The organism is Legionella saoudiensis (genome assembly GCF_001465875.1).
GTDB classification, from domain to species: domain Bacteria; phylum Pseudomonadota; class Gammaproteobacteria; order Legionellales; family Legionellaceae; genus Legionella; species Legionella saoudiensis.
This window is the reverse complement of sequence record NZ_LN901323.1, coordinates 51,111-74,241: the sequence shown is the minus strand read 5'-3', so window position 1 is coordinate 74,241 and position 23,131 is coordinate 51,111. Positions and strand designations below refer to the sequence as shown.

The window sequence follows — 23,131 nt, the reverse complement described above, 5'->3', positions numbered from 1 at the left end:
GTTGTCGCAACCAGGTTACTAAACGAGACTTTAGGGTGATATTTTAATAATTTCCATACTATTAGTACCTCCTGGAGTACCAATAGCCGTACCACGCGTTAGTAAAATAAAGCCCTTTCTTTCAAGATACTGAGCCGCAAGCAATTCGTTAATCACTTGCTGGTTTAAATTGTCTGTAGTAAATCGATGATAGTCCATAAAGACGGGCACTACATTCTGCACCAAACTCAGACGGCCTATAGTGCGTTTATTTGCTGAAACCGCAATAATGGGCACAGTACTTTGCTGTCTGGAAATCCAAACGGCGGTGTCTCCAGACTCAGTAAGGGTGACAATCGCTTTAATTGGAAAATGATTTGCTGCGTGCATGGTGGCCATAGCAATTGCTTGGTCTGCGCGTTGATAATGGCAGGTCTCAGAAGTACTGTCATAATAAAAACTCGCATGCTTCTCCGCACTTAAGCAAATTTTATTAACCATCGCTAATACTTTTACGGGAAACTGGCCGCTGGCTGTTTCTGCTGAGAGCATTACCGCATCGGTCCCATCTAAAATGGCGTTGGCCACATCAGAAACTTCAGCACGAGTAGGTTGAGGATTACTAATCATAGATTCCATCATTTGCGTCGCCGTAATCACTACTTTATCCAAACGGCGTGCTTGACCAATAATATGCTTTTGAATCGCCGGTACCTCTGCAGCACCTACTTCAACTCCCAAATCACCACGCGCAACCATGATGGCATCGGATTCCTGAATAATTTCAGTTAAATGCGCTAAAGCTTCGCTACGCTCAATTTTGGCAATAATAGGAGTGGGAAGCCCGCCAAACTCCCGCATTAAAGCTCGAGCATTGCGGATGTCTTGTGCATCTTTTACAAAGGACAGGCTAATGTAATCTACTTGCGCTGCTAATGCAGTACGCAGATCTTTTATATCTTTTTCGGTTAAGGTACGAGCAGCTAACCCGCCTCCTTTTCTATTTAAGCCTTTCAGATTAGTTAAAACGCCACCCTCAATAACTTTACAGTGGATTTTTGAGCCATAAATTTGCTTTACTTGTAATTCAATTAGACCATCGTTAATCAGTAAAAAATCATCTGGGGCCAGTTCTTTATCTAAATTAGGATAAGCTACGGAAACCCAGCTTTCATCCCCTAATTCCTCGGTATCCTGGCAGTCCAAAGTAAAATCTTGCCCTTCATGAAGAGTAATGGATTGATTTTTAAAACGACCTATGCGTATTTTCGGTCCCTGTAAGTCGGCCATCACCGCCAGCGGATGTTGCAACTCCTCAGCAATTTGACGCACTAAGGCAATTAACTCAATTGCCGAAGCATCGGCATGAGAGAAATTGATACGTACCACATCAACCCCAGCAGTTAACATGGCACGAAGTGTTACAGGGTCCTTACTTGCTGGCCCTAAAGTGGCAACGATTTTAGTCTGACGTAACATGTTGAGCGCGCTCCTGCAAAATAGCAACGGCGGGTAGTGTTTTGCCTTCCAGACACTCCAGAAATGCCCCACCCCCTGTGGAAATATAAGAGATTTGTTGATTGAGATCGTACAAGTCAATCGCAGCTAAGGTATCACCACCTCCGGCAATTGAAAATGCATCGCTTTCGGCAATGGCAATTGCTAAGGCACGTGTGCCATAAGCAAATTGGGCAAATTCAAAAACACCAACCGGTCCATTCCAAATGATGGTTTTGGCTTCATTGATTATGTCCACATAGTCACTAACGGTTACAGGTCCAATGTCGAGGATCATATCGTCAGCGGCAACGTTATGCAGTGATTTGTTGTAGGCTGGGCAGGTTTCACTGAAGGTTTTGCCTACTACAACATCGGTAGGTAAGGGAATTCGGCAACCTTTTTCTTCCGCTAACTTAAGAATCGCACGAGCTTCATCCAGTAAATCTTCTTCATAAAGCGATACGCCAATTTCAAAGCCTTGAGCTTTAAGGAAAGTATTGGCAATACCACCTCCTGGGATTAGGTAATCAACCATGCCTACTAATTGCCGCAATAGGGTCAATTTAGAAGATACTTTGGCACCACCAACAATAGCCACAATCGGCTTTTGCGGAGCTTCAAGCACTTTTTCCAGAGCATGGAGCTCTTTAACTAATAAGGGTCCTGCTACCGCAATGGGTGCAAATTGAGCTACTCCATAAGTAGATGCCTGAGCTCGATGTGCCGTACCAAAGGCATCCATGATGAATACATCACACAGGCTGGCTAATTTTTTAGCCAGTTGTTCATCATTGCTTTTTTCGCCGGGGTTAAAGCGGACATTTTCACAAATCACTAATTCACCAGGATGAGCATCTACGCCATTGAGGTAATCAGTCACAAAATGAACAGGGTAATTTAAGTTTTGCTTTAAGTATTCAGCAACAGGCGCTAAAGAAAAGCGTTTCTCAAATTTGCCTTCTTCTGGTCGACCAAGATGCGATAAGACCATTACTGCAGCGCCAGCCGCCAAAGCAGCTTTCAATGTAGGCAAAGCTGCTTGCAGACGTTGATCGCTGGTAATTATCCCTTCTTTGATTGGCACATTCAAATCTTCACGAATTAGTACTTTCTTACCAGAAAGTTCTATATCGCTCATTTGGATCAGATTCATTATTATCTCCGCAAGGGGTTTAGCAGTTCATCATCTTATGTGCAGTATCTAACATACGATTGGAAAAACCCCATTCGTTATCATACCAAGCCACTATTTTTACCAACTTGCCAAATACTTTAGTTTGCGTGGTATCAAAAATAGCTGAGGCAGGATTATGATTGAAATCAGAAGAAACCAAAGGCTCATCATTGATTTTCAACACATCACTCTGTGCTTTACTCACAATAGCATTTACTTCATCAACAGATGTTTCCCGATTGGCAGTGAATGTTAAGTCAATTACTGATACGTTAATAACTGGCACACGCATTGCAAAGCCATCCAGTTTGCCTGCTAATTCGGGTAAAACTAATCCCACAGCTGCCGCAGCACCTGTTTTTGTCGGAATGATATTATGCGCCGCAGCACGAGCCCGGTGCAAGTCTTTATGACTACCATCTAAAAGTACTTGGTCATTGGTGTAAGCATGCACGGTATTTAATAATCCATGCTCAATACCTAAAGCATCATTTAGGGGCTTAACTACTGGAGCTAGGCAGTTTGTGGTGCAGGATGCATTCGAAACCACTAGGTCGCTTGCTTTAAGCAGGTGGTCATTAACGCCATACACTATAGTGGCATCAACATCTTTCCCTGGGGCAGAAATTAACACTTTTTTAGCCCCGGCAGTGATGTGCTTCATTGCTGATTCGCGATCAGTGAAAAAGCCAGTACATTCAAAAACTAAATCGATATTTAACTCGCGCCAGGGCAATGCTGCCGGATCGCGCTCAGCAATAATCTTGATCGCATGGCCATCAACAATCAGCAGATTACTTTCGGTTTTTACATCATAAGGAAAACGACCATGGGTTGTATCATAACGAGTTAAATGGGAGGTTACTTCAATCCCTGATAAATCATTGATCGCAACAACTTCAAAATCATTTTGTCGATTGTACTCAAAAATAGCTCTTAAAATACAACGACCAATGCGGCCATAGCCATTAATCGCGACACGTATAGTCATACTACTTCTCCTTTGCTGCCCTTTAAGCGCAGCGGTTTACATTATAATTAGTTTGAGTTTGCAGTTAATGTTTCTAATGTTTTAACGATTCGTTCTACGGTAATCCCCAGGTAATGATAAGCTTGTGCTGCTGGAGCAGAAACACCGAAACGATCTAGGCCAATGACAGCACCATTTAACCCGACAAATTGATACCAATAGGCGGGGCTCGCCGCTTCAATTGCAATACGTGTTTCCACATCTTTTGGCAATACCTGGTTTTTATAACCAACATCCTGCGCTAAGAAACGCTCCGCACAAGGCATGGAAACCACTCGGATTTTTAATCCTTGTGATTTTACTTGTTCTGCCGCGGCAAGCGCTAACTGCACCTCTGAACCGGTTGCAATTAAAATAACATCAGGACGCCCCTCACAATCAACAATGATGTAGCCGCCTTTTTTAATTAATTCGACAGCATTTTCCTGGTGCGGTAATGCCGGTAAGTTTTGTCTGGAAAGCAGTAATGAACTTGGGCCATTATGATGTTCCAAAGCGGCTTGCCATGCTACCGCTGTTTCCATCAAATCAGCAGGGCGCCAAACCGTCATATCCGGAGTCATACGCAGCATTGCTGTATGTTCCACAGGCTGATGGGTGGGGCCATCTTCGCCAAGACCAATAGAATCATGCGTAAATACATAAATTACACGCTGCTTCATTAGGGCACTTAAGCGTACGGCATTACGGGCGTAATCAGCAAAAACTAAGAAGGTGCCTGCGTAAGGAATAAATCCGCCGTGAACTGCTATGCCATTCATGATGGCAGCCATAGCAAATTCACGTACGCCATAGTACAAATAATTGCCAGAAAAATCTTCATGGCTGATGGCTTTACTTCCTGACCAATCGGTATTGTTGGAGCCGGTTAAATCAGCAGAGCCGCCTAACATTTCGGGTAATAAACGTGCAAAGTGCTCAATGCACTGTTGTGATGCCTTACGCGTTGCAATCGCTTTTTCATTTTGCAGACATTGCGTTAAAAATGCCTGACTATGACTTTGCCAATCATCGGGGAGATCCCCATTAATGCGGCGTAAAAACTCTTGATGCTCCAGCGGGTGTTTTTGCTGGTAGTCATGTAATAGGCTTAACCATTCTTGTTCATCACGCTCGCCTTGTTCCACATGGTTCCATTGCTGGTAGATGGTTTCTGGAATAACGAAGGGGGCATGGTGCCAATGAAAGAATTCACGGGTTTTTTCGATATCTTTAGCGCCTAAAGGAGCGCCATGTGATTTTTCACTTCCGGCAACAGAGGAGCCAAGGCCAATGACGGTGTTACAGATAATCAGAGTTGGCTGGGTGGTATTAGCGCGTGCTTGAATAATTGCATGTTCAATGGCTGCCATATCATGGCCATCAATGGCTTCAATCACTTGCCAATTATAGGCTTTAAAGCGCGCTGCGGTATCATCGGTAAACCAGGAGTCAACTTTACCGTCGATGGAAATGCCATTGTTGTCATAAAACGCAATAAGTTTGCCTAGTCCTAGAGTCCCCGCTAAGGAACAGGATTCATGGGAAATCCCTTCCATTAAACAACCATCACCTAAGAAAACATAGGTATAATGGTCAACCAGGTCATATTCGTCTTGATTGTAATGACTGGCTAGCGCTTTTTCCGCGATTGCCATACCTACTGCATTAGCTAAACCTTGTCCCAGCGGGCCGGTTGTGGTTTCTACCCCTGGAGTATGTCCCCATTCTGGGTGACCCGGGGTTTTAGAGTCTAATTGACGAAAGTTTTTAAGCTCTTCGATAGATAGATTATAGCCTGTTAAATGCAACAAGGAATAAAGCAACATCGAGCCATGGCCATTAGATAAGACAAAACGGTCACGGTTAAACCAATGCGGGTTTTTAGGATTATATCTTAAAAACTTTTTCCATAATACCGTGGCAATATCAGCCATACCTAAAGGCATTCCAGGATGGCCTGACTGGGCTTGCTCAACTGCGTCTATACTTAAAATGCGGATGGCATTTGCTAATTCTTGTGACACGTTCATTTGCTCTCTTAAATGCGCTGGGTTTGGTGCGCTATTGTCGCTCAGAAGACATAAATCGGCAAGAAAACACACTCATTTTTTATGGACTGTGTACAGTTATGCGGTGAGTACTACTTAAAAGAATAGTTGAAGTAGTACCAAGATCTAGGTTATAAGTGTTAAATGTAAGTACAAATGACAATTTAAGAGACAGGGGAGTGTATTTATAAACATGTTAATTTTACTTATTGTGTAATTTTTGATACAATCGGAACACATTTTATCTTGCTAGCGTACTTTTATGCATGATGATTGTGCAATTATTTGATATCCACTAAGTTATTTCGGACATCATGACTCCTGCTATTAGACGATTAAAAAATACACTGTTTGCTAGATACTCACTTGGGATTGATGATCCCAACCCTGAGAATTGGACCTTCTCTGAGTCGATTCAGGAACTTGGGGTCGATTTTTATCGCGAAATTATTCCCTCTCATCTTATTTTAAATATGGAATACAGCCTGCTTGGACAGCAGATTCGTATTAATTGTGACAAAAAGCTTCTTTCAGAGCAAAAACTTGCAGAGCAAATCATAGCAGCTATTTTCCTAGCCGAACTACTAGAGCAGGTCTATGAGCATTATTTAATCGTGCCCCGCGAAGTAAACCGTTTGCGTATCCAACAACAGCTTTATCATGAGCTCTTAGCTGAGCTTGGACGTCCCCTACCTAAACGTTTATGTGAAGAGAAACCTCCAGTAGATGTAGGCTGGTCTTTTTCCCAACAAGTACGCGATCGCACCCTTAACATAAATTTATACCGATTGCTGTTAGTCCGCTCTAAACGCGCTTTAGATTTAATTGCGGCCTTAGATTGTAGTGCGGATTGGTATCGTCGTATTATGGGCAATTTTGCTCGATGCACCGACCCATTCTTACCTCATTTAGCCTTCCTCTTTTATGCACCACGTTTAGCCGTCAATTTAGGATTGCTGATGAAGCATCTGCTTCCTGGGCCTTGGATGAAACAGCCTGAAAGAGATTTAGGCTATCAAGTTCGTCTGCAAGGTCAATTATTACGGCGTTGGTTTGAGTTAGGTAACGATATTGCCTGGGTAGGTTTGGGCTATGTTAATGGATACCTTTTAACCGGAGCTTATGCGCCGGTCGCGGCTTATTTGTCTATTGCCTTTTTTGGTTATGATGTAGTCTTGGCTGCAATACGCGCATACATTGAACTTAATCGTGTATATGAGATGCGTAGCCAATATCAAAAAATGCGTGATGATGCTGAAAATCCCGAAGCACGAGCAGAAATAGACCAGCACTTACAGACCTTGGAGCGACAAATAAATTTTGAATTACTGCGCTTTAGCGCACACGTAGCGGCCACTACAGCTATTTTCTTAGCTATGGGTTGTGGCGCTCCCTTATTTGCAATGAATCCTGCGATTGCTTTAGTTGGGGCAATTGGCTTAGTGGTGATTTGTTTAATCAATTTTGCTTTAGTGCCGGTTATTAACCAGCAAAGACCTAAAGATATCGTTGAAGTACCTACCGGTGGTATAACCAAACTTGGTTTTTTCGCTAAGAAAGAGGAACCCTCTAATTTATCAGTAGCTGAAGAAGCGAACACTCATAATGTTTACCCTTCTCAACTCTAGAGCCTTTATCAATTGAATGCTATGCTTTTGTTACTTACATTAATTTTAAAGGTAAAGCATGTCAGCGCCAGTTGGATTACCACAATTTAGCCACATTGATACAGACCGATTTAAGACTCATCTCGATGGGATGTTAAAAAACCATTTAGAGCAAGTTGATTTACTCCTCAAGAATAATCATTACTATACTTGGGATAATCTAATGTACCCCCTGGAAGATATGGATGATGAGTTAGAGCGTTTTTGGTCGCCATTTTCTCACCTGCATTCAGTAATGGATTCCCCAGCTCTCCGTGAGTGCTACGATGAATGCTTGCCTTTACTTTCCGCCTATGAGGCGGCGATGGGGCAGAATCATGATTTATATATGGCAATTAAGTCCATTGACACGCATGCTTTAAATGCCACCCAGAAAAAGCTAATCGCAGACAGCTTGCTTGATTTCGAGTTGTCAGGGGTTGCTCTTGAACCACAAGATAAAAAACGCTTTGAAGAAATCCAAACGCGTTTAGATGAGCTATCTAACAAATTTGAGCACAATATTTTGGATGCCTCTCAAGCCTTTACTATACATATTACCGATTCTCAACGTGTAGCGGGAATCCCGGAGCATGCATTAAATACTGCCAAAGAATTAGCGGCAGAAAAAGGCCTTGATGGCTATATATTCACTTTAGAGGCTCCAAGCTATCAAGCCATTATTACCCATGCTGAAGACCGCGCTTTACGCGAAGAAATATATCAGGCCTACGTAACTAGAGCATCAGATCAAGGACCTAATGCAGGTACTTTTGATAATACCGCCAACATGAATGAAATACTGGCTTTGCGTCATGAACAAGCTAAGCTTTTAGGATTTAATAACTATGCGGAATTATCATTAGCCACCAAAATGGCTGACTCCACTGACCAAGTCATGAATTTTATGAATGACTTGGTCAAGCGTGCACACCCTCAGGCAGAAGGTGAGCTTGCAGCCCTCAAAGACTTTGCATCAAGCAAATATAATTTTGAATCGGTACAGCCTTGGGATATAAGCTATTTATCTGAGAAAAGAAGACAGGATTTATTTACTTTATCTCAAGAAGATTTACGTCCTTATTTTCCTCAGCCTAAAGTAATGCAGGGCTTATTTGATTTACTGAAAATCCTTTATGGGATGAGTGTTCAGGAGGTTAAAGGCGTTGACGTCTGGCATAAAGACGTACAATGCTATTGCGTTGTTGATGAGCATGGACAAGTACGCGGTTATGTCTATACCGATTTGTTTGCCAGACCCAACAAACATAGCGGTGCTTGGATGGATTCCTTACAAAGTCGTAGAAAATTAGAAGATGGCAGCATTCAACTACCCATCGCCACCTTAACCTGTAATTTCGCAAAAGCATCAGCGAATAAACCTGCAATGCTATCTCATGACGAAGTAGAAACCTTATTTCATGAATTTGGCCACTGCTTACATCATATGCTAACTCAAGTTGATTATCTTGGTGCTTCGGGAATTAATGGAGTGGAATGGGATGCTGTCGAACTACCCAGCCAATTTTTTGAAAACTGGTGCTGGGAAAAGAATGCGCTCGATAGACTAACTGCTCATGTAGATACTCAAGAACCTTTACCCGAAGTTCTTTATGAGCGTCTAATTGCCGCTAAGAACTTCCAGTCAGCAATGGCAACGTTACGGCAAATGGAGTTTAGTCTATTTGATTTTCGCATCCACCGGGACTACCAAACCAATAACGCGTCCTTTGTTAATGATGTTTTAGCAGATGTTCGCTCTAAAGCCTGCATCGTACCCGTAGTTCCCTATAGCCGCTTCCAACATAGTTTCAGTCATATTTTTGGTGGAGGCTATGCGGCAGGTTATTATAGTTATATGTGGGCAGAAGTACTATCCAGCGATGCCTTCTCGCGCTTTGAAGAGGAGGGGGTGCTCAATCCAAAAACAGGCCATGATTTCCTGCACGCCATTTTAGAAGTAGGTGGCTCCAAAAAAGCAGCAGAAGCCTTCCAGGATTTTCGCGGGCGTCCTGCAACCGTTGATGCTTTACTACGGCACAAAGGCATTCAAGGCTAACAATCGATTCACGCATCCTGGCAAACCGAAATAGCCTGGATGCGGCGAAGTACAATGATTACATTATTTAAAACCAAGCTCTTAGGTTTATTGCGCTATAAAAACAAATTTTTTTATACTCTTAAAAGATTTTGCTAATCTCGCCATATTTTATGTTATAATTAAAGTGTACAAATTGGGGGCGACCTGGCTTCGACGTGGGTTGCAAAACCAGAGGTGCATGCCGAGAATGAGATCTCTCGTAAAACAGGCTCAACTAAATATAAATGCAAACGATGAAAACTTTGCTGGTGCTATGGCTGCCTAATCCGTAGTTATAGTTCCACTGTGTACTGGCCTATAAACCCGGTATCCCGTTGACCGAGCTCGCTTATCGGTATCGAATCAACGGTCATAGAAGATAAGCTAGTGTCTTAGTTTCTCCCGAATTAAGATTGCGAAACTCAGGGAATCGCTGTGTAGAATCCTGCCCGTCGGAGAATGCACAGTTAAATTAAAAGACAAGGCTACGCATGTAGAGCTGAAGGCAGAGGGCTTGCGGACGCGGGTTCGATTCCCGCCGCCTCCACCAATTATCAAAACTATTCCTGACCAACAAAAGACAATCATAAATCAATGATGGAGGGGATTTTGGGTTTGGTTTTGGTTTTCTATCATTGCCTACAAAGCCTCAAACTTAATTTAATGTCCTAATAGCCCAAAAAAGTAGGCGAGAGCAGGCATTCTAGAAGCGCACCGCATAAAATATAATTATATTCACAGTATTTTCATCATGAGAATTGTTTTGCACATAATTTAAATATGTTAGATAATTTTTTATATTCCAGTGACCTTAAAAAATGAAAACATTCACTTTATTTTGAGATCTTTATGAATATTGCATTAGTCTGGTTTCGGCAGGATTTAAGATTAAACGATAACCCTGCATTTATCAGGGCTTGTTCTCAAAATCAGTTTGTTATTCCTCTTTACATTTATGATGACAAAAATAGTGTGCTGGGTGGAGCACAAGCTTGGTGGCTTCATCACAGCCTTACTTCTTTAAGCCATTCATTAGAGCAACTTGGTTTAAATCTCATTCTTCGTAGAGGGGAGCCGTTAGAGATTATTTTAGAGTTGCTCAAAACTACCTCTATAAGCGCAGTTTATTGGAATCGTTGTTATGAGCCAGCTGCCATTTCACGTGATAAAAAGATTAAAGCCACTTTGTTGGCTCAGGGCATTGAAGTTCAAAGTTTTAATGGAAGTTTGCTCCATGAACCATGGACGATTAAAAATAAAACCGGCGATTATTTTAAAGTGTTTACTCCCTACTGGAAACACTGCAGACAAATGCTTCATATGCAACCGGCTATGCATTTAGCACATCGACCAGCAGGAGTGGAAGTACAAAGCGATAAGATTTTGGAGTGGAACTTATTACCCTCGATCAATTGGGCAGTACGATTTCACGATTATTGGGCTCCAGGAGAGGATGGAGCTCAATCCAAACTTGATACGTTTATAGAGCATCAACTTAATGGGTATAAAAAAAATCGTGATTTCCCTATAAAAAATGCAACCTCGCGTTTATCTCCTCATTTGCATTTTGGTGAAATCAGCCCATGGACTATTTTAAGAGCAATTGAATTTGCAAAACTCAATGCCAGCTGTGATTTATCCTCTGCAGAACATTTTCTTTCAGAGCTGGGATGGCGGGAGTTTTCCATGTATTTACTTTATCATTTCCCCAAACTTTCGTCTGAGAATTTCAGGAGGGAGTTTGATGCATTCCCGTGGCACAACGATGAGGAGTTATTGGCTTTCTGGCAAAAAGGGTTGACCGGTTATCCAATCATTGATGCGGGAATGAGAGAATTATGGGCAACAGGATACATGCACAATCGTGTGCGGATGATTGCTGCGTCATTCCTGACTAAGGGTTTATTTATTGATTGGCGTTTGGGTGCCGAGTGGTTTTTAGATACTCTGGTGGATGCGGATTTGGCAAATAATAGTGCAAGCTGGCAATGGGTGGCGGGATGTGGTGCAGATGCAGCACCTTATTTTCGTATTTTTAATCCAGTGTTACAAAGTCAAAAATTTGACCCTGAGGGCAGTTATATTCGTCAATGGGTTCCGGAGCTTTCTCAATTAGACAGCCAGTCAATCCATGCGCCTTGGGAATCTCTTGGCTCGGAGAGGTTTTACTTAAATACACGTTATCCCATGCCGATTATTAGGCACCATGAGGCCAGAGCGAAGGCTTTAAATTATTACAATGAGTTAAGGAAGAGCCTAAAATGACCCCCTCTTTTTTTATATTTGGCTTTGGCTACACGGCTAATCGGGTGGCTCAGAGACTGATTCAGCTGGGTTTTGACGTTATTGGAACAACACGCCAAAAAAGCAATGACTCATTCGGAGAAAATCACTCTTATTGATTTTGAGGCTGCGGATATAGAATACTATCTCAGCCAAACCACCCACTTACTAATTAGCATCCCACCTGATGCTCATGTTGGTGATCTCGTGTTGTCACATTATTCAGAGTTGATTAAGCAGCATGCGGCACATATTGATTGGTTTGGCTATTTTTCTTCTACGGGCGTCTATGGTGATTATCAAGGAAATTGGGTTGATGAAGGAAGTATTTCTAGGCCGGAAAATGCTTCTGGAATTTTACGCTTGAAAGCAGAAAAAGCCTGGTTTTCTTATGCAGAGAGCAACCAACTTCCTTTACATATTTTCAGACTGGCAGGAATTTATGGTCCACAAAGAAATCCACTGGAGCGAATTATATCGGGGAAAAAGCATAGTGTTTTTAAAAAAGGGCAGGTCTTTTCGCGTATCCACGTCGATGACATTGTATCGGTGCTTCTTGCTTGAATAAAAAAACCACATCCTTTATCTATCTATAATGTGGCTGATGATGAGCCTGCTGCCTCACATGAGATTGATGCTTATGCGGCTTCGTTATTGAAACAATCGCCATTGCCCTTAATCCTATTTGAAGAAGCTTCATTATCACCAAGGGAGCAAGAGTTCTATTTGAGTAATCGTCGTGTGTCTAATTTCAAAATAAAAAAAGAACTTAATATTGTTTTACGCTATCCTTCATTTCGTGAGGGGCTAACCCAAATATGGAGAGAAGATTTTGCACAAAGACAACCTGATTAAACTGATTGTTTGGATTTTATTTTTTGAGATGATTGGATTTCTCTTAGGTTTATTGACCCAAGCGAATATCCACTCTTGGTATGAAGCCCTGCATAAATCAATTCTAACTCCTCCAGGTTGGGTATTTTCCGTTGTGTGGTCAATCTTATATACATTTCTTGCCATTGTTGGTTTCACCTTGTGGCAAAATCGACATAAGCCCCAAACTAATATTGCCTTTAATATTTATCTAATTCAACTCATTATGAATTGGATATGGACACCGCTTTTTTTTCAATTGCACTGGCTGGGATTTAGTTTTTTATGGATAGTAATCATGGTGTGTTTGAATGCAGTCCTTATTTTAATAGCCATGAAAAATAAGGATAAAACAACTACATTGCTTATAACGCCCTATTTTCTGTGGCTCATTTTTGCAAGTTATCTCAATGGGATTATTTGGATTTTTAATACATAAGCCTAAAGATAAAATTTCTTTTTTGCTTCCAATTTTTTGCCCGATGCATGACGCAATATTGGAGCTAGGATTGAAGGGGCTTGAGTCTTGTTTTTAGTCAAAATGGATTTGTGTTATAATATTTGCACATTAATTTATTCTCTTTATATAAATGCTCGCAAAAAACAAGCGCAAAAGAATCTTAATTGACGATGTCCCTTCTCAGAAGCAGCCCAAAAATCACTCCATCTTCGCCTGGAATTTCTCTGAAGAGAAAGAAAACCAGTTTGAAGCAATAGATAATGAAGACATTGATATGGGGAGCGAAGAGGAATCGGACAGCGATGATGAAACGGATGATGAATCTACCACCATTATAATGAATGGTCCTTATAGTGAGCCGCATGAATTGCAGAAAGAATACAATAAAGCAAAAGATTTGCGCGGGGAGGTTTTTTTTATTTCCACGATAGGATATGAGAGTGGGATTAAGCCTAAAATTAAAGCAGAGCTGGAGGTATGTGGCGGTAATCTTTATGCGCTTTTAATGGGCGAGAGTCAGCCTAACTACTTTGTTGGTCAAGATAATAACGAAGCTTATTATCGGCTCAGCTCTCCAGTTAATTTTGCGGCTGAAGGAGAGGATATTTTTAAGTTTCATCAGCCAATAAATCGCTTTATTTTTTCTTTAGTAATTAGTTATTTTTTAGGTGATAACGACATAAGTAATATTGGTGTGGTTAAGAGAGACCAACAATTATTAGTAGTTCGCATCGATCCGGAGTGTTGTTTTTCAGATTTTTTTTTGCATCCCTTTCATAATCAATTAGAGCAAGTGCTGGCTGAATTAAATTTTTTAAATCAATTAAATATTGATAACACAGCAAACAAAGACGTTTTAGGGCAATTTTTAGAAAAAGAAAAAAATGTAGAGTTTTTTCGTAGTTGTTTTAATCATAAACTGCTTATAAATAAGGCAAGTCTTGAACTGCTGAGTTCTTCCGCTAAAAATATAGAGCTTGAAGACGCATTAAATACAATTATTAAAACCCCCATTGGGGATTATGAGGGAATTATAGATAGGACAATTAGCGACTTTAATAAGCGTGATGAGATAAAGAAAGCGTTAATAAACCGAGTAAAAATTTTTACAGAAGCTTGGAGTAGTATGCTCAAAAAGCGCGAAGAGCGTTTGGGAGAGAATAATCACCCTCATCGTTTGTTTTCAGCCAATCAAAAAACTAATTCTAGAATATCATTTGATGAGCCTTACCTGGCGAGAGGGCCCCTTTCTTAAAATGGGGTGAAAAATACCTCTCCTGAATCGTGCCACATATCAATTATGCCGCATTCAGGAGTTAGGAGGATGCTTCCTTCAAAAAGCCTTAAGTAACTGCCATTAGAAAGACCCTAGTTTACTGTTGTGCCAATGGGTAACTACAGCAGATAATGAAGTCTCTAGACCTAGAGACAGCTTTTCCAGTTTCCGATTTCACCAATAAAATAAAAATAATTACCGCTTATTTATTTTTGTATTTCCTGAAATCTATAATGGTTCATTATGTTGCAATATAAGGCAATTACTATGGACAGTAAAATTGAAAAGCCATTTACTCTTACCATGTTAGGAACCCTCACGGAATTTACCCCTGAGTTAAAACAAACAGCCAAAGCTACTCCTTATACGCAAGGAGACAAAGTTGCGGATTATCCCAAGGGGGAAACCTTAAGTATTGTTTCCTTTTTAATTAAAACGGCAAGTCCTGCGAAAATAATAAAAAATGTCCAGATAGTAAAAGAGGGGAAAGATAATTATCCCTATCAAGCAGATGAAATTGCTGTAGTTAATGGGCCTGTTACACATGGTGGAGATGTAGGTGAAAAAATTGCTCTCGGACTGGCAGCAACATTAAAAGCAATAGCTCGCGGACAAAATGTAGTTAACATTATTGCCCATAGTAGAGGGGCTGTAGAAGCTATTCTCATAGCTCATGAATTAGAGTCAATACAGAGTTTTATTGGAACCTGTCTTAATATTGAGAATATATTAGAACGACTAATGAAACAGCAAACTAAAAGACACAAAGGTCCACCAAGCAATAATACTCCTGATATTATTGAACCGCTAAAGTCACTACTTAATCTTCCCAAAGAAGAACAAAGGCAATTGCTCAATGGGTTAAGAGATTACCTGCCGGAAGCATCGATAAACTTTTTTGGTATCGACCCAGTCCCCGGAGATTGCCCGCCTATCACCTGGTATGATGAGCGCTATTTTGTATTACCTACAATTATCAAAAAAGCAGAATTAATTTATTACGCAAATGAACGTTCTAGCTGGGGTTTTACTCCTATTTATCCAGAAGCTGTTTCTAAAACAGAACAAAACTTAGTTTATTACTCTATGCCTGGACATCATGGAACTGGTTCAAGTGGCAATAATGGTTCTCAGCGGGGAACAATAATCTCTTCTAAAAACCATAAAACTACTCATGTGCAAAAATTATTGATATTCAAATTACTTCGTTTTTTAAATGGGCAGCATGTGGAATTTAATGATGCCAGTCAAATATTCCATAAGTATGCTGGCTTAGGTCGAAAATATATAGGAAATTATGAGGAGGCTAAAACCATTCCAGTACAAGCTCTTGATTTCCCGACCATTTTACGAGCTCTTTATGCAGTAATTGTCAAAAACCCAGAAGGCTATAATGCCTATAACTTCACTCATTATCCTTATATGGGGCTTACGGAACAACGCAAAATTTTACATAAAAAACATGTTTACGGACTTTTCAACGTGATTTTTACGCCCTATGCAGGCTACGTTAATGAAGAGCATGCTTTATTAATGCAAACCCATTTTTTTGAGATTTTTGGTCTAAATGCGCCTATAAAAAATCTTGCAGAAATGCTCAATGATACAAGATTAGTGCTAGAAGAAAACATTAATAAAATTGGCACTGCACAAGAAACGGTTCTTAATTATCCTGACAGGCGTAAAAGTGTATTGGAAACATTTGGCATAATGATTGGACATGCCAGTCAATATTACTTAACTAGTGATTGGAGCGAAAAACAAAAAAAGAATTTGCAACAGGCGATTATCGATATCATCTCTACGTTCAAAGAATTATCTGAATCTGGTAATTCTACGATTAAAAATTTTGCCACGAAGTTGTATTCATTAAGCTTTACCAGTATCAGTAATGTTTTGGTTCTGCAATCTACAAAAATAGAAGAAGATTTTAATTACTTGCATGAATCTATAGAGAACCGGTTAAGGCACTTTTTTAGAACACTAATGCAATTAAATGGGATTGAAAATAGCTATGTAGTTATTTTAGAAGAAATTATAAACTCTGAAGAATATAAAAAACTGCCTAATCATCCTCCAGGAATTAAAACAGCACATGTATATAAAAATCTGCCGGTGAACGGTCTGGAAAAATATAAATATAGTATTGAGCAGCTTACCAAAAGCTATGAAGAGCAATACAGTGATACGATTAAAGATTTTGCAAAACTGTATCAGCAAATCTTGCTACTTATCTATTATGCAGTCATATTTCGCAAAATTTTTCCTGATCAAGCTCTAGAAATCAATGAGCTTAGGCTGAATAATTACGCCAATGAATTAATCGCTATAGCTGCCGAAAGGTTTTATAAAGGCATCCCACAAGCTCTTTCCCCTAGTACAGAAAAGGATTTATTTATTAGGTTGACCGAAAAATATGCCCTTAAGTTTTTTGCCCTGGATGAGCAGCAAAAAGAAAAAAATAAAAGCCAGGAAATAAAGCCCATGGTTAATAGGAGTCAAAGCGGTTCATCAAAAAGCTTTTTTTCCTTTTGGAGTCCCTTATCGGCAATGATATATGGCTCTAAAGCATCAACATCGACTGATCAAGAAATTCCTCTTAAGGACATGAGTATTAATAAGTCGTCAAGTTAACTAGAAATAAGTTTTCGCTCCAAATATTGGAAGGCCCCAGGGGATATTGGCAATTTAATAAGTTGAGTAGAGTCATTCCCTTATAAGCCCTCTGTTCTCTTGAGAAGGGATGGTGGACAGATAAAAATGTGTTAAAATTATGACCATATTAATTTAATGGCTGTAACCTATGAATTTTTTTTTAAAACAAAAAAAGATTAACCCGGCAATCGAATACCTTCGGCAGTTACAAAAACTCCCTCCTACACCTCTATTGCAACAGTTTTTATCCGCTTTTGCTGAACCAAAATTAATTACTTATGATTGTTTTGTGGAAGGTGTAAAGCGATTTATTTCATTAGCGAACTCTAATCCTTTTGATGGAAAAAGTAATAGAAAAGCATTCTACGAGAGTATTTATTCAGGCCTTCATTATAATAATGATTTAGTAAGCTTATGGAATACCGAACACCCTACCCAAACTATTACTGCTGCGGAAATAACAACACTTAGCCCCTGGGGATGGGATTCTATTTTACAGGATGGTTTTATCACGCTTATTTATAAAGGACAGCAACCAGCCCAAGCATTAGACGCTTTAATAAAAGGACCAACAGTTATTGATTGTGGCATGTTTACTCAGTTAAGTTTATGGTTTGGAATTCGATATATGCTTGGTAACGAGCGCTTTAATCAATATTTTGGACGTGCTCCATTTTTTATAACACAGTGTGTTTATAATAAGATTGAAGAGAGCAACAAACCTTTTTCTGGAAATCCACTCTACTCCTTTTTATCAAAAAAAGAGAGCGTAACCACACCTTCACTCACGGTTAAGCACCTTGCAAATACTCCCTTATACCCATTAAAGCATCCAGGTGGCAATTATGGCGGGGAAAATTGCATCGTCATTGATAAGTATTATTATATTTTTGATCCGCATTTAGCAGATAATCAGGGAATTACTGAGGCGGATGTATTGGAATTACTTCGTGAGGCATTTAATGAAGACAGAAAATCTTATGATCTTGACCGTTTAGCCTTATATGCGAAAACCCCAGAACAATTTCATCCTAAATTCCTGCAGACCTATAGTCAATTAATTGAGGCAGCTGAAACCTTACATGCTGCTACGCTAACAGCAGATGAATTTGCTTTAGTGGAACAAAGCCCCGAGCTGGAGCTTCGCTTTGATATGCATAAGTTTTCCATTTGGTTACAACACATGGAAAATGCCAGAGACCCTGACCCCATTGCTTACGTACCGCAACCTATTGATTATTCTCTTATACCTACAAAGTTACTGCAGGTGATTCCATTTGAAAATAGCTCCTCTATGGACTTTTTTAGGTTTAAGGAGAGTTCCGCCCAGCAGAAAGAATTAATGAAATTGAGTAAGCAATTTTGTCAAAGCATCATGGCTGACGAATCGAAGCTGCTTATATTAACTGGAAAAGCTGGGGTGGGTAAAACGGCATCAGCTGTATGTGCTGCAAAAGAGTTAACGGCAAGAGGAAAGAAGGTAGTTTGGATTTCGGAGGTACTCGTCAAAGGATGGGCAAACCAAGCGAAAAGCATTGCTGATTTGGATAATTGCGCACAGGAAATCGCTAGTCTATTAGCTCAAGACCCGGATGCTGTATTTTTAGATGATGACAATTTGGCTGGTTTTAGCGGCCATTTGTTGCTTGAAAAAATATACTCTTGGTATGTGAGTAATCCTGGAAAAGGATTACTTATTACTTCTAATGAAGCTATTCGATTCAATGAGTGCTATGGCTATAAGTTGGATGGAAAATATTATTATCCACCTTTTAATGAGTATTGCTCGCCACAGTACATGAATTGGCAATATAAAACAGATTTGGCAGGGGAAAGCCTTCGTTCTAAGCGCGATGGGCAATCAATCGGAGCCATAGTGAGTGATTTATCCTGGAAGGCGCATGAGAGCAATTTGGGGCCGATAGAGCTAATCCCTGGTTTTGACAACGAGGAGGAGTTAGTTCCTATTCGTCAATCATTACGTAGTACAGGCTCTTTAGATTGTCCTGCTTATAAGAAATTACGTCCTGTACAGCAACAATGGCTCCATGTTCATGAGGCAGGAGGAATGTATGAATTTATTAATGGTCGTTCTCATTATGAGGCCCCTTATCTGACTGCAAATCCGTCTCAGTTTGAAAAAACTATTCATAAAACAATAGCACTTGAATTAAGAGAATATAACTCTTTTTTCTCAGAAAAAAAAATTGATTACTATTCAATGGAGCAGTTAATTAATGTGCTTAATTATGCTCATGACCGGGGCGGACGGCGCGTTATTTTAATTAATCAAACCAGTTACAGCGCTGAGGAGCTTCTAATGCAAATTAAAGCTCAACTTCCGAATGCTGAAAGAGAAAGAACCTGGTCTCGTTTACTGTTATTATTATGTGAAACGGAAAATTCTATTTTCCAATATGCTGAGTTTAATAGCCACAGTGTTAGTACTACTACCGAGAGCGAGCGGCTAGCCCCTTTAGCTAGTCATTTTTTTACCGGTATTTGGGACCTTATTTTAAAGGATTTTGGCGTGCAATCCCTCTTTTCCAAAATCCAACTAATATTTTTAAGTGCAGAAAAAGCCTCGGCCAAATCCCCACCTAGCGAACTACCTACATCAGAAATAAGCATGCAAAGATTTCCTGCCATGCATAGATTTTTATTTGAACCTCGTCCTGATGATAGAAAAATGCTATTGGAGGAGCCAGACAACCAACACAGGATAAATTTTAGATAGGAAGATTAGGGGCATTTTCCCTAAAAGTGGAGGATATTTTTCTTCCCTCGTTTTCTTAGTACGAATGACACTAAGACTGCATAAAATGCAGTCTTAGTTAAAAAAGCATATTTTATTCGCAAAAGGTCCAACCACGATGTTGTTCGCAATAGGTAGTGTAATGATCTTTATGTTTTGAATAATAATTATGCCAAACCTCTTTATGTGTAGGATACCATTCTTCAAAATCAGCATGATATTGATCAGGGTGATGCCACCAATGAACCTCTTCGGTATCAGCAAAAGCAGAAGAAATAAAAGATAAGCTGGAAACTAACATATATGCGATAAATATTTTTTTAATCATAATTAATTCCTTTTATTTATGAAGCCAAAAAGTGTAGCACAGCCATATAAGGAGCTTTATTGTGGTTTCTGGGGATATAAAATTAAAAACCTGAGTTCAGGGATTGAGCTGGTAGAAGGATAATCTTATGTTAAGATGTACTATCTAATTAGCATCATGGATTGATACTATGGGAAAACTAAAGGATAAGATTATTTTAATTACCGGAAGCACTAAATCGATTGGCCTTGCGATTGCCGAGACCTTCTGCAAAAAAGGTGCTCAAGTAATTATAACCGGCAGATTAGCAAAGACTGAAGGAGAAAAATTTGCTCAATCCATAGGAGCCAGCGACTATTTAATTTTAGATGTTCGTTCGGAACAAAATTGGCAAGAGGTAGCAGAGTATATTAAAAACAAATACCAACGGCTCGATGTGTTAGTTAACAATGCCGGCATTGATTCTGCGCCAAAATCAGATAAGCCTCAAGATATAGAGCATTGTTCGCTTGAAGACTGGCGTGCGGTGCATGCGGTTAATGTGGATGGGACCTTTCTAGGGTGTAAGACGATGATGCCACTTTTGAAAAACAGTCCCAATGCCTCCATCATTAATATGGGGTCTAGGTCGGGTTTAGTTGGAATTCCTTCTAATGCCGCTTATGCGTCAAGTAAGGCAGCCATTTTGAACCTCACCCGAACCGTAGCCATACATTGTGCTAAAAATGGTTACCCAATTCGCTGCAATGTAATTGTACCTGCGGCAATTTTAACCGAAATGTGGGACTCGGAGTTTGGCTTGGATGAAGGACGGGAGCAGCGGATCCAAGAATACGCTAATACAATTCCATTAAAACGTATGGGGCAAGCCAAAGAGGTCGCAAATTTAGCTGTATTTTTAGCCTCTGATGATTCTGCATTTATCACGGGCTCTCAATATAATATTGATGGTGGCATTATGGCGGGTACCGGTTCTTATGGAACCATAAAAAATATGACTACACCTCGATTTTTTGGTTTGCCAGTACCAGATAAAATTGAAGAAAAGACGCCTCCATCGCAACTATCTGCCAAGCCCTTATAGAGTAGGCGTACTAACTCGGAAATGCGATTGTAAAAAATAATAAGGCCATAGGAGACATTAATATAAGGATTGGTTATTCTGCTATAGATTTATGTTCATCGATTCTATTTCAGACTAGTAAAAGGAATTATCATGAGTAAAGTACTCGTATTATATTATTCAAGCTATGGACATGTTGAAACCATGGCTTATGCTGTTGCAGAGGGAGCTAAAGAGGTCCCTGGTGTGGAGGTGGTGGTTAAACGTGTACCTGAAACTATGCCAGAAGAGGTTGCTAAAAAGGCTGGAGTGAAACTTGATCAGCAAGCACCGATTGCCAGTCCTGCTGAGTTAGCAGATTATGATGCCATCATTTTTGGCACTCCGACGCGCTTTGGTAATATGGCAGCGCAAATGCGTAATTTCCTGGATCAAACAGGCAGCTTATGGGTGCAAGGAAAGCTCATTGGGAAAATAGGCAGCGTTTTTATCTCTACTGGTACTGGGGGCGGAAACGAAACAACTATTACCTCTTTTTGGAATACGCTTGCCCATCATGGAATGTTAATTACTGGTGTGCCTTATAGCGAGTCAAGTTTATTTGAACTAAGTGAAATGCGCGGAAGCTCGCCTTATGGGGCAGGTACCATTGCTGGTGCAGATGGCAGCAGAACGCCTTTAGAAATAGAAAAGAAAATTGCCAGAGCACAAGGCCGCCATGTTGCGGAACTCAGCAAAAAACTAGCTTAATATATGCTGAATTGATGGTCCGTGTGGCATCGCAACCGCACATACATCGCAGTATATAAGCTTAAGTAATCTTTAAAGAGCAACGCCTGCGCATCTGTTCAGGCTTTGTTGCATTTATTGAGGTCTTTATTTATGTTTTCTCTTATACGAATGAGCTTTTTCTGTTTGTTGTTACCAAGTGGTATGTTATTTCCTGAGCAGCTTCTAGCTCAATCCCAAACATCTGCTTGTTTATGCAATAAAACACCGCATCGCTTTGCGGTTAATGCAAATAAACCTAAGGCCATTGCTGCATCAAAACATGCGCTGGTTAACGGCATGGTAAAAATTCCTGCAGGCACTTTCATGATGGGAGGCGATAATAGCCAGGCTCGGGCGGATGAATTACCCAAACATAAGGTAAGTGTCAGTAGTTTTTGGCTCGATCAGTATGAGGTTACGAATGCGCAATTTACGGAGTTTGTTAATAAAACCCATTATATTACCACCGCGGAAACAAAGCCTGATTGGGAGCTCTTAAAAAAACAGCTTCCTCCTGATACACCGAAACCGGATGAAAGTGTATTAGTTCCTGCATCTTTAGTATTCTCTCCACCGAACCATTCAGTACCTCTGGATAATTTTACCCAATGGTGGACTTGGACGCCTGGAGCTGATTGGCGTCATCCCCATGGGCCAAATAGTAAAATAGAGGAGTTACAACAGCCCGTAGTCCATGTATCCTGGGATGATGCGGATGCCTATTGCCGTTGGGCTGGTAAGCGTTTACCAACTGAGACAGAATGGGAGTGGGCTGCGCGCGGTGGTTTAAAAAATAAAATTTACCCTTGGGGGAATGAACCAATTGACGAAGGTGAGGTAAAGGCAAATACCTGGCAGGGGGAGTTTCCCTATAAAAATACGCTACGTGATAAATATTATTATGCTGCACCTGTTGGTTCTTTTCCTCCCAATGCCTATGGTCTGTATGACATGGCTGGAAATGTTTGGGAATGGGTTGCTGATTGGTATCATGTAAATTATTACCAATCAATTGCCATGAAGGAGGTAATTGACCCTCAGGGGCCGACAAGTAGTTATGATCCTGATGAGCCTACGATGCCTAAACGAGTGTTGCGAGGAGGTTCTTATTTATGTAATGAATCCTATTGCTCAGGATATCGGGTCGCCGCACGCATGAAATCATCTCCAGATACGAGCATGGAACATATAGGATTTCGTTGTGCAACAAGCATTAGCGAGAAGAATAAATAGATATCGTTCAAATGAC

The 23,131-nt window shown here is 40.3% G+C and carries 17 protein-coding genes and 1 other RNA gene; 13 read left to right on the top strand and 5 right to left on the bottom strand.

The features are described 5' to 3' along the window. Positions 1 to 30: 30 nt before the first annotated feature. From pyk to tkt, 4 genes are read right to left on the bottom strand one after another with little or no spacing between them, the layout of a single operon-like run. The gene (gene pyk / locus BN3124_RS06785) at positions 31 to 1,458 is read right to left on the bottom strand and encodes a pyruvate kinase (protein ID WP_058534044.1); all 1,428 of its coding nucleotides are present in this window, start codon (positions 1,456 to 1,458) and stop codon (positions 31 to 33) included. Then, the gene (locus BN3124_RS06780) at positions 1,442 to 2,632 is read right to left on the bottom strand and encodes a phosphoglycerate kinase (RefSeq protein WP_058534043.1); all 1,191 of its coding nucleotides are present in this window, start codon (positions 2,630 to 2,632) and stop codon (positions 1,442 to 1,444) included. The genes pyk and BN3124_RS06780 overlap by 17 nt, the downstream gene beginning before the upstream one ends. 19 nt (positions 2,633 to 2,651) lie before the next feature. Then, positions 2,652 to 3,644 (bottom strand): type I glyceraldehyde-3-phosphate dehydrogenase, encoded by a 993-nt coding sequence (gap, locus tag BN3124_RS06775; RefSeq protein WP_058534042.1) that lies wholly within the window; start codon positions 3,642 to 3,644, stop codon positions 2,652 to 2,654. A 47-nt stretch (positions 3,645 to 3,691) separates the two neighbouring features. Then, positions 3,692 to 5,695, bottom strand: a complete 2,004-nt coding sequence (tkt, locus tag BN3124_RS06770) for a transketolase (protein WP_058534041.1) — start codon at positions 5,693 to 5,695, stop codon at positions 3,692 to 3,694. Positions 5,696 to 6,027: 332 nt separating this feature from the next. Between tkt and BN3124_RS06765 the strand changes: the two genes are divergently transcribed. The 10 genes from BN3124_RS06765 (at position 6,028) to BN3124_RS06730 (ending at position 19,723) form a co-directional block, all read left to right on the top strand. Further along, on the top strand, positions 6,028 to 7,341 hold the full coding sequence (locus tag BN3124_RS06765; RefSeq protein ID WP_058534040.1) for a hypothetical protein: 1,314 nt from the start codon (positions 6,028 to 6,030) through the stop codon (positions 7,339 to 7,341). 58 nt (positions 7,342 to 7,399) lie between these two features. Beyond that, positions 7,400 to 9,418 (top strand): M3 family metallopeptidase, encoded by a 2,019-nt coding sequence (locus tag BN3124_RS06760; protein WP_058534039.1) that lies wholly within the window; start codon positions 7,400 to 7,402, stop codon positions 9,416 to 9,418. 177 nt (positions 9,419 to 9,595) lie between these two features. Continuing rightward, positions 9,596 to 9,989, top strand: a transfer-messenger RNA (tmRNA) gene (gene ssrA, locus BN3124_RS16835). A gap of 299 nt (positions 9,990 to 10,288) precedes the next feature. After that, positions 10,289 to 11,704: a cryptochrome/photolyase family protein gene (locus BN3124_RS06755; protein WP_058534038.1), complete on the top strand. Its 1,416-nt coding sequence runs from the start codon at positions 10,289 to 10,291 to the stop codon at positions 11,702 to 11,704. A gap of 72 nt (positions 11,705 to 11,776) precedes the next feature. Beyond that, positions 11,777 to 12,286: an NAD-dependent epimerase/dehydratase family protein gene (locus BN3124_RS17360; RefSeq protein WP_230849114.1), complete on the top strand. Its 510-nt coding sequence runs from the start codon at positions 11,777 to 11,779 to the stop codon at positions 12,284 to 12,286. Positions 12,287 to 12,319: 33 nt separating this feature from the next. Next, positions 12,320 to 12,577, top strand: coding sequence for a hypothetical protein (locus BN3124_RS17355; protein ID WP_230849113.1), 258 nt, complete (start codon positions 12,320 to 12,322; stop codon positions 12,575 to 12,577). Further along, complete coding sequence (locus BN3124_RS06745) at positions 12,555 to 13,034, top strand: TspO/MBR family protein (protein ID WP_058534037.1); 480 nt, start codon at positions 12,555 to 12,557, stop codon at positions 13,032 to 13,034. Before BN3124_RS17355 ends, BN3124_RS06745 begins: the two co-directional genes overlap by 23 nt. A 151-nt stretch (positions 13,035 to 13,185) precedes the next feature. After that, a complete protein-coding gene (locus BN3124_RS06740) occupies positions 13,186 to 14,310 on the top strand; it encodes a hypothetical protein (protein WP_058534036.1) in 1,125 nt (374 codons plus the stop codon). A gap of 288 nt (positions 14,311 to 14,598) precedes the next feature. After that, positions 14,599 to 16,965, top strand: coding sequence for a hypothetical protein (locus tag BN3124_RS06735; RefSeq protein WP_058534035.1), 2,367 nt, complete (start codon positions 14,599 to 14,601; stop codon positions 16,963 to 16,965). Positions 16,966 to 17,134: 169 nt separating this feature from the next. Beyond that, positions 17,135 to 19,723 (top strand): ArsA family ATPase, encoded by a 2,589-nt coding sequence (locus BN3124_RS06730; RefSeq protein ID WP_058534034.1) that lies wholly within the window; start codon positions 17,135 to 17,137, stop codon positions 19,721 to 19,723. 112 nt (positions 19,724 to 19,835) lie between these two features. Here the strand turns inward: BN3124_RS06730 and BN3124_RS06725 are convergent, their stop codons facing one another. Then, the gene (locus BN3124_RS06725) at positions 19,836 to 20,069 is read right to left on the bottom strand and encodes a hypothetical protein (RefSeq protein ID WP_058534033.1); all 234 of its coding nucleotides are present in this window, start codon (positions 20,067 to 20,069) and stop codon (positions 19,836 to 19,838) included. 169 nt (positions 20,070 to 20,238) lie between these two features. On the opposite strand from BN3124_RS06725, the gene BN3124_RS06720 reads away from it, so the two are divergent. From BN3124_RS06720 to BN3124_RS06710, 3 genes are all read left to right on the top strand, one after another. Next, positions 20,239 to 21,132, top strand: coding sequence for an SDR family NAD(P)-dependent oxidoreductase (locus tag BN3124_RS06720; protein WP_078061509.1), 894 nt, complete (start codon positions 20,239 to 20,241; stop codon positions 21,130 to 21,132). A 132-nt stretch (positions 21,133 to 21,264) separates the two neighbouring features. Continuing rightward, the gene (gene wrbA, locus BN3124_RS06715; RefSeq protein ID WP_058534032.1) at positions 21,265 to 21,861 is read left to right on the top strand and encodes an NAD(P)H:quinone oxidoreductase; all 597 of its coding nucleotides are present in this window, start codon (positions 21,265 to 21,267) and stop codon (positions 21,859 to 21,861) included. 132 nt (positions 21,862 to 21,993) lie between these two features. Beyond that, positions 21,994 to 23,115, top strand: coding sequence for a formylglycine-generating enzyme family protein (locus BN3124_RS06710; protein ID WP_058534031.1), 1,122 nt, complete (start codon positions 21,994 to 21,996; stop codon positions 23,113 to 23,115). The last annotated feature ends 16 nt before the right edge of the window (positions 23,116 to 23,131 follow it).

Coding starts and splice junctions, on each gene's coding strand:
- pyk (WP_058534044.1), bottom strand. CDS start 1,458: ATGTTACGTCAGACTAAAATCGTTGCCACTTTAGGGCCAGCAAGTAAG.
- BN3124_RS06780 (WP_058534043.1), bottom strand. CDS start 2,632: ATGAATCTGATCCAAATGAGCGATATAGAACTTTCTGGTAAGAAAGTA.
- gap (WP_058534042.1), bottom strand. CDS start 3,644: ATGACTATACGTGTCGCGATTAATGGCTATGGCCGCATTGGTCGTTGT.
- tkt (WP_058534041.1), bottom strand. CDS start 5,695: ATGAACGTGTCACAAGAATTAGCAAATGCCATCCGCATTTTAAGTATA.
- BN3124_RS06765 (WP_058534040.1), top strand. CDS start 6,028: ATGACTCCTGCTATTAGACGATTAAAAAATACACTGTTTGCTAGATAC.
- BN3124_RS06760 (WP_058534039.1), top strand. CDS start 7,400: ATGTCAGCGCCAGTTGGATTACCACAATTTAGCCACATTGATACAGAC.
- BN3124_RS06755 (WP_058534038.1), top strand. CDS start 10,289: ATGAATATTGCATTAGTCTGGTTTCGGCAGGATTTAAGATTAAACGAT.
- BN3124_RS06740 (WP_058534036.1), top strand. CDS start 13,186: ATGCTCGCAAAAAACAAGCGCAAAAGAATCTTAATTGACGATGTCCCT.
- BN3124_RS06735 (WP_058534035.1), top strand. CDS start 14,599: ATGGACAGTAAAATTGAAAAGCCATTTACTCTTACCATGTTAGGAACC.
- BN3124_RS06730 (WP_058534034.1), top strand. CDS start 17,135: ATGAATTTTTTTTTAAAACAAAAAAAGATTAACCCGGCAATCGAATAC.
- BN3124_RS06725 (WP_058534033.1), bottom strand. CDS start 20,069: ATGATTAAAAAAATATTTATCGCATATATGTTAGTTTCCAGCTTATCT.
- BN3124_RS06720 (WP_078061509.1), top strand. CDS start 20,239: ATGGGAAAACTAAAGGATAAGATTATTTTAATTACCGGAAGCACTAAA.
- wrbA (WP_058534032.1), top strand. CDS start 21,265: ATGAGTAAAGTACTCGTATTATATTATTCAAGCTATGGACATGTTGAA.
- BN3124_RS06710 (WP_058534031.1), top strand. CDS start 21,994: ATGTTTTCTCTTATACGAATGAGCTTTTTCTGTTTGTTGTTACCAAGT.